Source organism: Caulobacter sp. P4_E5 (genome assembly GCF_056401555.1).
Map to the genome: position 1 here is coordinate 1 of NZ_JBFUJD010000109.1, position 13,302 is coordinate 13,302.

Annotated in this window: 10 protein-coding genes; all 10 read left to right on the top strand. The window is 67.3% G+C overall.

Going from position 1 to position 13,302, the window contains the following annotated elements:
• A partial coding sequence (locus AC1DSO_RS22820; protein WP_477070994.1) for a type VI secretion system protein TssA occupies nucleotides 1–695 on the top strand: 695 nt, incomplete at its 5' end.
• An 83-nt stretch (nucleotides 696–778) separates the two neighbouring features.
• Nucleotides 779–1,294, top strand: a complete 516-nt coding sequence (gene tssB, locus AC1DSO_RS22825; RefSeq protein ID WP_197056732.1) for a type VI secretion system contractile sheath small subunit — start codon at nucleotides 779–781, stop codon at nucleotides 1,292–1,294.
• A 52-nt stretch (nucleotides 1,295–1,346) separates the two neighbouring features.
• The gene (gene tssC, locus AC1DSO_RS22830; RefSeq protein WP_477070995.1) at nucleotides 1,347–2,840 is read left to right on the top strand and encodes a type VI secretion system contractile sheath large subunit; all 1,494 of its coding nucleotides are present in this window, start codon (nucleotides 1,347–1,349) and stop codon (nucleotides 2,838–2,840) included.
• Between the two features lie 36 nt (nucleotides 2,841–2,876).
• Nucleotides 2,877–3,359, top strand: a complete 483-nt coding sequence (locus tag AC1DSO_RS22835) for an Hcp family type VI secretion system effector (RefSeq protein WP_477070996.1) — start codon at nucleotides 2,877–2,879, stop codon at nucleotides 3,357–3,359.
• Between the two features lie 39 nt (nucleotides 3,360–3,398).
• Entirely contained in the window at nucleotides 3,399–4,190 is a 792-nt protein-coding gene (locus AC1DSO_RS22840) for a type VI secretion system accessory protein TagJ (RefSeq protein WP_477070997.1), read from the top strand.
• On the top strand, nucleotides 4,190–4,723 hold the full coding sequence (gene tssE, locus AC1DSO_RS22845) for a type VI secretion system baseplate subunit TssE (RefSeq protein WP_477070998.1): 534 nt from the start codon (nucleotides 4,190–4,192) through the stop codon (nucleotides 4,721–4,723). Before AC1DSO_RS22840 ends, tssE begins: the two co-directional genes overlap by 1 nt.
• Nucleotides 4,724–4,727: 4 nt before the next feature.
• Entirely contained in the window at nucleotides 4,728–6,593 is a 1,866-nt protein-coding gene (gene tssF / locus AC1DSO_RS22850) for a type VI secretion system baseplate subunit TssF (protein WP_477070999.1), read from the top strand.
• A complete protein-coding gene (gene tssG, locus AC1DSO_RS22855; RefSeq protein ID WP_477071000.1) occupies nucleotides 6,557–7,615 on the top strand; it encodes a type VI secretion system baseplate subunit TssG in 1,059 nt (352 codons plus the stop codon). The genes tssF and tssG overlap by 37 nt, the downstream gene beginning before the upstream one ends.
• Nucleotides 7,612–10,305, top strand: coding sequence for a type VI secretion system ATPase TssH (tssH, locus tag AC1DSO_RS22860; RefSeq protein WP_477071001.1), 2,694 nt, complete (start codon nucleotides 7,612–7,614; stop codon nucleotides 10,303–10,305). Before tssG ends, tssH begins: the two co-directional genes overlap by 4 nt.
• 142 nt (nucleotides 10,306–10,447) lie before the next feature.
• Complete coding sequence (locus AC1DSO_RS22865; RefSeq protein WP_477071002.1) at nucleotides 10,448–13,174, top strand: serine/threonine-protein kinase; 2,727 nt, start codon at nucleotides 10,448–10,450, stop codon at nucleotides 13,172–13,174.
• Nucleotides 13,175–13,302: the final 128 nt, after the last annotated feature.

The following is a 13,302-nucleotide window of genomic DNA, read 5'->3' on the forward strand; positions in this document are numbered from 1 at the left end:
CCGTCCATCCTCGACTCGAGGACTACGGCTTCCAGGGCCGCAAGGGACCCTGCGACTCCCTGACCGGCCAGGCGCAGTTCCTGACGCCGCTGCGAAAAATCGTCCTGATCAATCATCCGCGCCTTGGCCGCTATTCCGTCGACGACTTCGAACGGTTCCGCTTGGGAGGTGAAAGCGAGCAAGGCTACGGAATGTTCCGAGCCGCGCTCGAGGAATCGCAACTCGAAGGCTTGGACGAGATCGTCCAGCGCCTGAACACGATCGAAGACAGCTTGCGGCGCGCCGATCTGGTGCTGACCGCCAATGCCGACGACGGCGGCGGAACCAACTTCAAGCCGACTTACGAAACGCTGGGACAGATGCGCCGGGCCGTTCAAGCGTTCCTGCCGGAACCTGCGCGCGAAGAAATCGCGGAACCATCCGTGCAGCCGCACGTTGCACCGTCAAGCTTTTCAAACGTCGCTTCGGTCGGGGCGCGTATCGAGACTCGCGACGACGTCGTCAGGGCCCTCGATGCGCTCAGTGACTACTACCAGCGGAGGGAGCCGGGGCATCCGATCCTGACGCTGATGCGGCGAGCGCGGGATTGGGTCGGGTTGGATTTCATGTCGATCTTGGAAGATATCGCTCCAGGAAGCCTTGATGAGGCGCGCTCGGTTCTGCAATCTCGCAAACAACGAGAGCAGGCAACCTAGAATAAAATAACTTCACTTGACATCCATCTAGGATGGAACAAGCCTTCAATATCCATGTAAGCTCTAACTTCTGGTGATTAATCATGGCATCGAACAAAGGCGGGCAGAGGTTCATTAAAGAGAACCGCGCACCCCGCGTTCACATCGAGTACGAAGTCGAAACCTTCGGATCGCGCCAGAAGATCGAGCTTCCGTTCGTGGTCGGTGTGATGTCCGACCTTTCGGGCAAGTCGAACGTCGAAAAGAAGCCGCTCGACAAGCGCGACTTCGTCGAGTTCGACATGGACAATTTCGAGCAGAAGATGGAGGCGATCGCCCCGCGCGCCGCCTTCACCGCCGACAACACCCTGACCGGCGAGGGCAAGATCGGCATCGACCTGACGTTCCGGTCGATGGAGGACTTCTCGCCAGGCCAGGTGGCCAAGAACGTCCCGGCGCTGGCCAAGCTGCTCGAGGCCCGTCAGCAGCTCAACGACCTGATGGTCTACATGGACGGCAAGGACGGCGCGCAAGACCTGCTCGACAAGGTCCTGAAAGACCCCGAGCTGATGAAGGCTCTGGCCGCGGCCAAGGCCTCCGCTCCCGACAACAACGCGTAGTTGGGCCGCGCCCACGAATGACCACGCACGCCCTTTTCGCTGGGAGGCCTTGATGGCAGAGACGCTTCAACAGACCGTCGCCCCCGCCGCCGACGAAACCGTCACGGCCGACGATTTCGCCACATTGCTGCAACGGGAATTCAAGCCCAACACCGACGCCAAGCAGGCGCGGATCGAAGAGGCCGTCCGGACCCTGGCCCAGCAAGCGCTGGAAGACGCCCAGGTCATCGGGGGCGATGTCTTCTCGACCGTGGACGCCCTCAAGGCCGCGATCGATCGCAAACTGACCGAGCAGGTCAACAAGATCATCCACCACGAGGAATTCCAGAAGCTGGAATCCGCCTGGCGCGGTCTTTGGTACCTGGTCGGCAACACGCCGACGGGCAAGGATCTGAAGGTCCGCGTCCTGAACGTGTCGAAGGACGAGACCCGCAAGATGCTGCGGCAGTTCCGCGACGCGGCTTGGGATCAGAGCCCGCTATTCAAGAAGATCTACGAGGCCGAGTTTGGTCAGCTGGGCGGCCAGCCCTATGGCGCCTTCATCTGCGACTACGCCTTCGACCACACCGCGCCCGACATCGAGGTGATGAAAGGCTTGGCCAAGATCGGCGCGGCCGCGCACGCCCCGTTCATCGCGGCGGCCGACTCCGAGCTCCTGGGGATGAGCAGCTGGCAGGAACTGGCCAATCCGCGGGACATCGCCAAGCAGTTCGACGCCACCGACTACATGGCTTGGCGCTCGTTCCGGGCTTCGAACGACAGCCGCTACATGGCCCTGACCCTGCCCCGCTTCCTGGGCCGTCCGCTGTACGGCGCCAATAGCGAGCCGGTCGAGGAGTTCGCCTTCGAGGAGGACACGGACGGCGGTCAGCACGACAACTATCTGTGGCTGAACGCGTCCTACGCCCTGGGCGTGCGGATCACCGAGGCCTTCAAGACCTACGGCTGGTGTACGCGCATTCGCGGCGTCGAATCCGGCGGCAYGGTCGAGGATCTGCCGACGGCGATGTTCCCGACCGATGATGGGGCCATGGACGCCAAGTGCCCGACCGAGATCGCGATCTCGGACCGGCGCGAGGCCGAGCTTTCCAAGGCCGGCCTGATGGCGCTGATCCATCGCAAGAACACCGATCAGGCCACCTTCATCGGCGCCCAGACCCTGCACGCGCCGAAGGCCTATGAGGACGCGGACGCCACCGCCAGCGCCAACCTATCGGCCCGCCTGCCCTACATCTTCGCCAGCTGCCGGTTCGCCCATTACCTCAAGTGCATGGTGCGAGACTGGATCGGCAGCAGCCGCGAGGCCCCAGCCCTGACCAGCGACCTGCAGTCCTGGATCATGCAGTACGTGGACATGCAGCCCGACTTCTCGACGGAAGAAGACAAGGCTCGCAAGCCCCTGAAATCCGCTTCGGTGGATGTCATCCCCGACCCCGAGAACCCAGGCTACTACCGCGGTGTCTTCCGCATGGTGCCGCACTACCAACTCGAGGGGATGGACGTGTCGCTCAGCATGGTTTCGCGACTGCCCAAAAGCGCGAACTAGCTGCCAGTAAATCATTTCTCGTGAGGAGAGCGCCTTATGGCCGTGGATATGTTCCTGAAACTTGAAGGCATTAGTGGCGAGTCCAAGGACAGTAGCCACAAGGGAGAGATCGACATCCTGGCCTGGAGCTGGGGCATGACGAACTCGGGCACCGCCCATGTCGGCGGCGGCGCCGGCGCCGGCAAGGTCAACGTGCAGGATCTGTCGTTCACGAAGTACGTCGATCTGGCCAGCTCGCCGTTGATGCTGGCGGCCGCCAACGGCAAGCACATCAGCAAGGCTACGCTGGTCGTGCGCAAGGCGGGTGAGACGCCGCTGGAATACATCACCATCACCATKACCGACGTCCTGGTGACCTCGGTCTCGACCGGCGGCAGCGGCGGCGAGGATCGCCTCACCGAGAACGTGTCGCTCAACTTCGCCAAGGTCGAGTTCGCCTACAAGGAACAGTCGCAAGCCGGCAAGGCCGCCGGCACGGGCGACTTCAAGTGGGACATCGCGGGTAACGTGAAGTTCTAAGCGTCCCGCACGGGTCCTCGGCGAGATCATAGAAGCCAAATGACGATGGACGCCGACGACCTCCTGCGGGCCGGTGATCTGGACGGCGCGCGCAAAGCCCTTGTCGAAAGGGTCAAGCGCGCGCCCGACGATCAGCCGGCGCGCATGTTCCTGTTCCAGCTGTTCTGCATTCTCGGCGAATGGGACAAGGCCTTGGCCCAGCTGAAGGCCCTTACCCAGCTGTCGCCCGAAGCCCAGATGCTGGCGGTCGCCTACAACGTGGCGATCAAGGCCGAGATGGCGCGCGAGGAAACCTTCGCTGGACAGTCGCCCCCCGCCCTCCTTGTCGGCGGCGAAGCCTGGGCTGGCGATTTGGCCATTGCGCTGAACGCCGCCATCCAAGGGCAGGACGACGAGGCCCGAGCCGCGCGCGAGCGCGCCTTCGACGCCGCGCCCGACACGCCCGGACAATTCAACGACCGCCCCTTCGACTGGATCGCCGACGCCGACCCGCGTTTCGGGCCGTCGCTGGAAGCGGTCATCCATGGCCGCTGGGGCCTTGTGCCCTTCGACGCGATCCGCAAGGTCACCAGCGACGGTCCCCAGGACCTGCGCGATCTGGTCTGGCTGCCCGTCGAGATCGAGTTCAAGACCGGCCAGTCGGTCGGCGCCCTGCTGCCCGCCCGCTATCCCGGAACCCCGCGCGAGACCGACGCCGGCCTGCTGCTGGCGCGCGCCACCGATTGGCGCGCGACGTCCCTGGGAGACGAAGGCGTCGGCCAGAAGCTCTGGTCCCTGGGCGAGGACGAGGACGTCGGCGTTCTGGCGCTGCGCCGCCTGGTCTTCGCCTGATGGCCGCCCGGATCAACCCCACCCTGTTCGACAAGCTGGTCGCCGACCTCGACATCGAGGGCGTGCGGGACGATCCGAAGATCGAGACCCGTCAAGTCAGCCGCGCGACCACCACCCGGCTCTATCCGATCCTCAAACTCGAGCGCTTCAACGAGTCGGCCCTGCGCGCCACCGTGCTGCGCGAACTTAACTGGATCCTCAACACCACCCATCTGGGTTCGGTCCAGGACCTCAAGCCCTATCCCGAGGTGGCGACCTCGGTGCTGAACTACGGCGTGCCGGACATGGCGGGCAAGCTGCTGCAGCGCGGCGCGGTTCTGGCGCGGGCGCGGGAGATCAAGGAAGGCATCCGCCGGTTCGAACCGCGGATCGCGCCGCGTCGCCTGGAGGTCACGGCCGCCGCCGGCGTCTCGAAGCCCAACGCGGTCACATTCGTGATCCGCGCCGACGTCACCAGCGCCGTGAAGGCCCTGCCGGTCGAGTTCCAGACGGACGTGGAGATCGACACCGGCTCGGCGACCCTGCGGGAATAGGCGCATGGATCCCCGGCTGCTCAGGGCGTACAACGAGGAACTGCTCTATCTGCGCGAGACCGCGCGCGAGTTCGGCGAGGAATACGAGTCCGTCGCCGGTCGCCTGGGCCTGAACGCGCCGGCCGACACCGACCCCTATGTCGAGCGGCTGCTGGAAGGCGTGGCCTTCCTCGGCGCCCGGGTGAAGCTGAAGCTGCAGGACCAGTTCCCGGACTTTACCCAGCACCTGCTCAACGCCATTCAGCCGCACTATCTGGCGCCGACGCCGTCGATGTGCGTGGCGGCGCTGGAGCCGCGCGAGGGCGATCACGCGATCGCCGCGGGCTTCAAGGTTCCGCGTCTGACCGAGATGTCGGCCGTTGGAAAGGACGACGCGGCCACGCCGGTCACCTTCCGAACCGGCCAGGACGTCACCCTATGGCCCCTCCGCATCACCGAGGCCGAGTACCTGCCGACCCGGGCGGCCGTCTCGGCCTATGCCGGCGCGGCGGGCGTCAGAGCCGAGGCGGGCCTTCGCCTGAAATTCGGCGGCCTGGGCGGTGTGCCGCTTTCGGCGTTCGCGCCGGACGCCCTGCCGATCTATCTGGACGGCTCGGAACTGGTGCCCGGCGAACTCTATCGCCAGCTGATCGGCGACGCCGTCGCGACCGTAGCTCGTTCCGTGGACTCGGCGGCGGGCGCCGCGGCCTGGATCAAGCTGCCGGTCGCCGAACAGCACGGCTTCGAGGAGGACTGCGCGCTGTTGCCCAACGGCCGGCGCTCGTTCCGGGGCTATCGCATCCTGTCGGAATATTTTGCCTGTCCCGAACGGTTCCTGTTCGTACGCCTGCGTGAGCTGGGCCGAGCTTTCGCCGGATGCCCGGGCGAGTGCGAGGTGGTGTTCCTGTTCAACCGCGCGGCCGGCGCGCTGGCCGGCGCGGTGTCTCCGGCCAATTTCCGGCTTTTCGCCACGCCGGCCATCAACTTGTTCGAAAAGCAGATCGACCGGGTCGCGATAAACGAGTTCGACCACGAGCATCAGCTGATCGCCGACCGCACCCGACCGCTCGACTTCGAGATCTACCGCGTGCTCGAGGTGACGGCCTACTCGCAGAAGAACGGCGACGCCCGCCCCGTCGCGCCGCTGCACGCCTTCGGCAGCCTGCTCTACGACTGGAGCGAGGCGTTGTTCTACGTGACGCGGCTGCGCCACCGACGCCTGTCGACCAAGGAGCAGCGGCTGCGGCGCCGCGCCGACTACCTCGGCACCGAGTCCTGGATCAGCCTGGTCGCGCCGGGCGAGCCGAGACGCCTGGAGGGCATCTACGAACTGGGCGTGCGGGCCCTGGTCACCAACCGCGAGCTGGCCGAGAACCTGCGCGTGGGCGGGACCACCGACTTCCGCATCAGCGGCGTTCCGGTCAAGGCGGCGACGATCGTCCGCGCCCCCACCAAGCCCCGTCCGCCGATGGGCATCAGCGATGGCGCCTGGCGAGTCATCGGCCACCTGACGCCCAACTACGCCTCGTTCGCGCTGGACAATGACGACGACCCGTCGGTGCTGCGCGATCACCTGGCGCTCTATGGCCGCACCGACGATCCGCACCTGCGCCGCCAGATCGACGGCGTGCTGGCCATTCGCTCCGAGCCGGTGACACGACGGGTGCCCGGCGCCGGACGTAGCGCCTTCGCTCGCGGCCAGCGGCTACGGCTGAAGCTGGACGACGCGCCGTTCGAGAATGGACGGATGTTCCTGTTCTCGGCGGTTCTGGAACGATTTCTCGGCGAGTTCGCCACCGTGAACGCCTTCACCGAATGCCTCTTCGACAGCCCCCAGGAAGGAACCTTCGCGCAATGGCCCCCGAGAATGGGCGAGCGTCGCAACATCTAGACTTCCTTCGCCGGGCGGCGGGGCAAGCGCGGCGGTACGGCCTGTTCGGGCTTCTGCGCGCGGCGGAGGCGCGCGCCATCGACATGCCTCGGATCGGCGACGCCCGCCTGCCCTCGCAGAACGTCGTCGACCTGGCGCAGGTCCCGTCCCTGAGCTTTCCGGGGTCGACCCTGGAAGCGGTGACGATCAAGAACGGCCGCGCCAGGGTCGAGGGCTATTGGCTGGGCCTGACTGGGCCGATGGCCCCCCTGCCCCTGCACATGACCGAGTTCGCGCACTACGAACGCCGCTACGCCAAGGGCCAGCCGTTCGGACGCTTCCTCGACGTGCTGGCCGGTCGGATGCTGCAGTTCTTCTATCGCGCCTGGGCCGAGGCCAACCCCGCCGCCAACGCCGACCGCCCGCTAGACGACCGCTTTGCGTCTCGCCTCGCCGCCCTGACCGGCGCGACGGACGGCGTGCGGGAAGACGCCGCCTTCCCCGCCCGGGCTCGCCTTTACTATGCCGGTCTCTACGCCTCGCGCCGCAGCGCCGCCGCGATCGAGGACGCCGTCGCCGACCTGGTGGGTTCGCCCGTCGAATTGATCGAATACCAGCCGCGCTGGCGCGACATCGAACCGGCCGATCAGACACGCCTGGGCGGGCGCTTCAACCGGTTGGGCGACGACGCGGTCTGCGGTCGCCGCACCAGCACCGTCAGCGACGCCTATCGCATCGCCGTGCATGTCGACACCTTTCGCGACTACGAGGACCTGATGCCGGGCGGCCCGCGCTTCGCCGTCGTCGCCGAGGCGCTGGACTCCTTCGCGCCCTCGCACCTGGAATGGGACCTGCAGGTCGAGGTCAGCGAAGCCGCGATGCGCCCTACCGCGCTCGACGGCCGCGCTCGCCTGGGCTGGACCAGTTGGATGAACCCACCGCCCGGCTGCGGCCCGCGCGCGGAAACACGTCTGGGCCCCAGCGCCCGCCGCATCGCCCGCGCGGCCACAAGAAGTTCGGGCGCAAGAAGAGGTGTCGCATGACCGAGATCAACCGCTCCGCGCTGTTCGGCCGCCTCAGCCCCACGGGCCTGAAGAGCATCGAGACGGCCACAGGCTTCTGCAAGCTGCGCGGCAACCCCTATGTCGAGCTGGCGCACTGGATCCACATCCTGCTCCAGGATCCCCGCAACGACGTGGGCGCGATCCGTGCGCGGTTTGGCCTGGACGAAGCCAAGTTGGCCGGCGACGTGGTGGCCACCCTTGACGCCCTGCCGCGCGGGGCCACGGCGATTTCCGACTTCTCGCCACAGATCGAGGAAGCGATCGAGAAGGGCTGGCTCTATGCCTCGCTGATGTTCCAGGCCGGCCGGGTGCGCACCGGCCACCTCGTGTTCGGCATGCTCAAGACCCCGACCTTGCGCAACGCGCTGTTCTCGATCTCGCGGGAGTTCCGCAAGATCCCGGCCGACGCCCTGGCCGACAGTTTCGACCAGATCGTCGCGGGCTCGGCCGAGATTGGCGGCGCGCCGGTCGCCGAGAGCGCCGCCGAGCCCTCGGGGGCCGCGATCGGCGGGTTCGCCGGGACCGGAGAGACTCTGGCCAAATACTCAGTGGACCTGACCGAGAGAGCCCGGTCAGGGGAGATCGACGCCATCGTCGGCCGCGACGCCGAGATCCGCCAGGTGATCGACATCCTGCTGCGGCGTCGCCAGAACAACCCGATCCTCACGGGTGAGGCGGGGGTCGGCAAGACGGCCGTGGTCGAGGGCCTGGCGCGACGGATCGTCGACGGCGACGTGCCGCCGGCGCTGAAGGACGTCACCTTGCGATCGCTCGACATCGGCCTGCTGCAGGCCGGCGCCGGCGTGAAGGGCGAGTTCGAAAAGCGTCTGCGTCAGGTGATCGACGAGGTCGAATCTTCGCCAAGGCCGATCATCCTGTTCATCGACGAGGCCCACACCCTGATCGGGGCCGGTGGCCAGGCGGGTTCGGGCGACGCGGCCAACCTGCTCAAGCCGGCCCTGGCGCGCGGACGCCTGCGCACGATCGCCGCCACCACCTGGTCCGAGTACCGCCAATACATCGAGAAGGACCCCGCGCTTACCCGCCGGTTCCAGACCGTCAATGTCGGGGAGCCCGAAACCAGCGTCGCCGTCTCGATGCTGCGCTCGGTCGCGCCGGCGATGGAGAAGCACCATCAGGTCGTCATCCTGGACGAGGCGGTCGAGGCGGCCGTCAAGCTGTCCCAACGCTATGTGCCGGCCCGGCAACTGCCCGACAAGGCCGTCAGCCTGCTCGACACCGCCGGCGCTCGGGTGGCCGTTTCCCAGCACGCCACGCCCGCGGCCGTCGAGAGCCGCCGTCGTCGTGTCGAGCTGCTGAACGTCGAGCGCGAAATCGCCAGCCGCGAGGCCGAGGGGCACTACGCCGACAACAGTCGCGTGGGCCGGCTCGAAGAGGACATCACGGCCGCCCAAGCCGAACTCGACCTGATCGAAAGCCAGTGGGCCGCCGAAAAGGACGCCATCGCCAAGCTGAAGGCCGCGCGCCAAGCCCTGACAGAGGCGAAGACGGCCGGCGCGAGCGACCTCGCCGAGCACAAGGCCGCCCTGGATGCGGCCTTGCGCGCGCTCGCCGCAGTCCAGGGCGACAACCCGATGGTCTTCGCCGAGGTCGACGCCGACGCCGTGGCGGCGGTCGTCGGCGACTGGACCGGCATCCCGGTTGGCCGGATGGTCAAGGACGAGATCGCCTCGGTGCTGACCCTCGCCAACCAACTCAAGCGCCGGGTGGTCGGCCAGGACCACGCGATGGACGCCATCGCCAAGCGCATCCAGACCAGCCGCGCCAAGCTCGACAATCCCAACAAGCCGGTCGGCGTGTTCATGCTCTGCGGCCCCTCGGGTGTCGGCAAGACCGAGACGGCCCACGCTCTGTCGGAGCTGCTCTATTCCGGTGACGACAGCCTGATCGTCATCAATATGAGCGAATTCCAGGAGGCCCACACGGTCTCGACCTTGAAGGGAGCGCCCGCCGGCTATGTCGGTTACGGCCAGGGCGGCGTGCTGACCGAGGCGGTCCGCCGCCGGCCCTACTCCGTCGTTCTGCTCGACGAGGTGGAGAAAGCCCACCCGGACGTCCACGAGATGTTCTTCCAGGTGTTCGACAAGGGCTACATGGACGACTCCGAGGGCCGTCATATCGACTTCAAGAACACCTTGATCCTGCTGACCTCGAACGTCGGTTCGGACCTGATCGCCTCGCTGTCTGAGGACGAGGAGATGAAGCCCGAGGCCGAGCCATTGGCCCAGACCCTGCGGCCGGAGCTGCTGAAGGTCTTCCCGCCCGCTCTGCTGGGTCGGCTGATCGTGCTGCCCTACTACCCGCTGTCGCCCGCCATGCTGGAAGGCATCGTCCGCCTGCAGCTGGACCGCATCAAGAAGCGCATCGCCGAGCACCACAGCATCGTCTTCACTTACGATCAGGCTGTCGTGACCCTGATCGTGTCGCGCTGCACCGAGGTCGCGTCGGGCGGGCGGATGATCGACGCCATCCTGACCAACACCATGCTGCCCGAACTTTCGGTCGCCTTGCTGGAGCGTCAGATGGCCGGCGAAGAAATAGCCAAGATTGTCGTCGGCGTGGAGAACTCGTCGTTCATCTATGCGTTCGAACAGGAGCAAGCGTCACCACAGAGCGACGCGCCCCAGTTCCAGGAAGCCGTGGCCTGATGCCCAAGACGCTAACCGACCAGGCGACGGACCGCGACGGGGCATCGCGCCTCGAACGCGGCGGTCGCATTAACGGCTTGCAACGCGGACGTTCTCAAGGCGAGGTTGCGGTCAGAGTTCTCGAGAGACGCGTCCCGTGAGCATGCCCGACGATCCCTCTGACGACGTGGTTTCGACCACCGGCTTCACCCAATCTCCGGGCAAGCGCGGATCGCGGAAGGCCGGCCGGCAAGGAATTCTGCCGATCGGCTTCGTCCTGAACGGCATCTACGAGGTCAAGCGCTTCATCGCCCGCGGCGGCATGGGCGAGGTCTACGAGGGCGTCAACGTCAACGCCGACGAGCGCGTGGCGGTGAAGGTCATCCTTCCGCATTTGGCGGCCGACCCGAAGGTCCAGGCCTTGTTCCGCAAGGAGGCCAAGACTCTCATCAGCCTGGCCCACCCGGCGCTGGTGCAGTACCGCGTGCTGGCCCGCGAGCCGCGCAAGGACCTGCTCTACATCGTCACCGACTACATCGATGGCGAGCCGCTCACGCAGCTGATCGGCAAGGGACCGCCGCCAACCACGGCCGAGTTGGTCAGGCTGACACGCCGGCTTGCCGAGGGCCTGGAGGCCGCGCACAGCCACGGCGCCATCCACCGTGACATCTCGCCCGAGAACATTCTGCTGCCCGACGGCGTGCTCAACCGCGCCAAGATCATCGACTTCGGCATCGCCAAGAGCATGGAGATCGGCGCCCAGACGGTGGTCGGCGACGGCTTCGCCGGCAAGCTCGGCTATGTCGCGCCGGAACAGTTCGGGGATTTCGATCGCCGCATCGGGCCGTGGACCGACGTCTACAGCCTGGGACTCGTGGCCCTGGCGCTGGCGGGCGGCAAGGCCCCGGACATGGGCACGACGCTGGTCGAGGCGATCGACCGGCGCCGCGCCGGCCCGGACATCGAGATGGTCCCGCCGTTGCTGCGGCCGCTGTTCGCGCGGATGCTGAGTCCCGATCCGCGGAACCGCCCTCAGACCATGGCCGAGGTGATCGCCGCGCTGGACGCGCTGGACCTGTCGAACGAACCGCTGCCGACGCCGGTCTGGACACCGGCTAGCGACGCCAAATCCGTCGAGGGGCCGGCCGACGCCGAGCGAACCGTCGTCCACTTCGGCTCCGAACCCCCGTCTTGGCGTACGGCCGAGTCTCCGGCGGCGGCGGAACCAGCGGCCGAGCCACCCTCCGATAGTCCTGTCGAGGCGCGCACCGTCTTTGTCCCCGCGACGACCTCGGACCTCAAGCCCGAGCCGTCGATCGGCGAGGACGCGTTCGAGGAGCCCGTCGAGGAAGAACCGCCGCCTCCGGCCATCGAGGAGGCCTCGCCTGCGGAACGCACGGTGTTCGCGCTCGACGCCGCCAGCGAATCCGTGCGCGAGCAAGCGGAGCCCGAGATCGCGCGTGGCGCCGCCTTGCCCCCGCTCCCAGCGATCACCGACGAGCCCCTATCCGTCGAGACCCCGCCGTCGTCGAGCAGCTTCGTCCCCGACGAGGACGTCCAGTCGCCCGCCCCTCCGGCGATGGACTTCGCCTACGGCTCGACGTCGAACGACGCTGAACCGGCTTCCCCGCCGCCTGCCCGCACCGCCGAGCGCCGCCCGGTGAACGGCAAGCTGATCGCGATCGGCGCCGTCGCGGCGGTCGTTGTCGCCGGCGCGGGCTTTGCCATCCTGTCCTCGCAGCACAAGGTCGGCTTGCCGGCTCAGTCCGCCCAGGAGCCCGCCCCGCCCCCGCCACCGGGAGTGGCGCATGCCGAACAGGCCATCGCCGCCGCTCTCCCGAACGTACCATGCTCATGGCTGACGGTCGGCCATGGCCAGGCCGGCGACGGTTCGACCAGCGTCCGCGTCGCTGGCGCCGCGGGCGATCCGGCGGCGGTCAACCGCACCGTGGCCGCCGCTGTCCGAGGCGCCGGCGTCACTGGACTCCAGATCGACACCACCGAGGTGCTGATCGCCGACCAAGGCGCTTGCCCCCTGCTCGACGCGGCGCGTGGCGCGCGCGACCAGAAGGCGGTGGCGGTCCCGTCCGTCGTCGCCGTGCAGTCGCGCTTCGAGATCGATCGCGGCATCCAGGGGTGCCCTAAGGGTCTATGGGCCCAGCCCGTGATCAACATCGCGCCCGATCCGTCAAAGGGTTTCAGCCTCGTCGCTGTTCAGCCCTCGGGGCGCCTGGAGCAGTTCGCTGTCAGCCGCGAGCAGTTCAACAGCCTCGCAGCGCGCAACCCCAATCTCTACAAGGATCTGGGCGACGGTCGGCAACGGGTTTCCATGTGCCAGGCCGATGCGGGACTCGCCGGCCTTCTCTTGATCGAAGGCGGTGGACCTTTCGACCTTGGCCTACGGCCTGGCGCGGCGGTCCGGCCACCGCGGGATTTCGCCCAACGCCTGGGTGAATTGGCCCGTTCCAAGGGCTGGACGATGCAGATGGCCTGGTTCCAGCTGGCCAACGATCAGCCCGACCTTCCTGAACAACCTGATCAGGATCCGGCCGCGCTGCAGGCTCGCAAGCTGGCCGACGCCGCGAAGAAGGCCGCCGCCGAAGCCGCCGCCAACGCCGCCGCGCCCGTGGTAGTCGCGCCCGCGCCCGAAGCCGAGAAGCTCCCGGCGGACTACGTGGCCTGCCGACGCTTCGTGGCCGGCGCCTGGGAGGAACTCGGCTACGCCGCGCGCGCCGCCTGCGTCGACAAGGTGTTCGCCGGACGCTGCGACGTTCAGACCGGCCGGTCGGGCGACATCGAGCTACGCCGTAGCGGCGACAAATTGCAGGCCAAGACCGGCAAGGGCTTCCGCAAATGGCAGAACGTCGGGAAGTCCGAGTGCAGGAATTAAACAGCACCACACGCCGCCCTGGCTACTAGCCAGGACGGCGTGGCCGGGTCGCGGCGCGTCTCCTCTCCCACGGAGAGCGCGCGCACCGCCGGAACCTCAGTTGCCGCGCGGGGCGTTCCCGTTGGCCG

What these genes read in the sequence shown, in the direction of transcription:
- AC1DSO_RS22840 (WP_477070997.1), top strand. Translation starts at nt 3,399, where the DNA reads ATGACGATGGACGCCGACGACCTCCTGCGGGCCGGTGATCTGGACGGC.
- tssF (WP_477070999.1), top strand. Translation starts at nt 4,728, where the DNA reads ATGGATCCCCGGCTGCTCAGGGCGTACAACGAGGAACTGCTCTATCTG.
- tssH (WP_477071001.1), top strand. Translation starts at nt 7,612, where the DNA reads ATGACCGAGATCAACCGCTCCGCGCTGTTCGGCCGCCTCAGCCCCACG.
- tssG (WP_477071000.1), top strand. Translation starts at nt 6,557, where the DNA reads ATGGCCCCCGAGAATGGGCGAGCGTCGCAACATCTAGACTTCCTTCGC.
- AC1DSO_RS22865 (WP_477071002.1), top strand. Translation starts at nt 10,448, where the DNA reads ATGCCCGACGATCCCTCTGACGACGTGGTTTCGACCACCGGCTTCACC.
- tssB (WP_197056732.1), top strand. Translation starts at nt 779, where the DNA reads ATGGCATCGAACAAAGGCGGGCAGAGGTTCATTAAAGAGAACCGCGCA.
- tssE (WP_477070998.1), top strand. Translation starts at nt 4,190, where the DNA reads ATGGCCGCCCGGATCAACCCCACCCTGTTCGACAAGCTGGTCGCCGAC.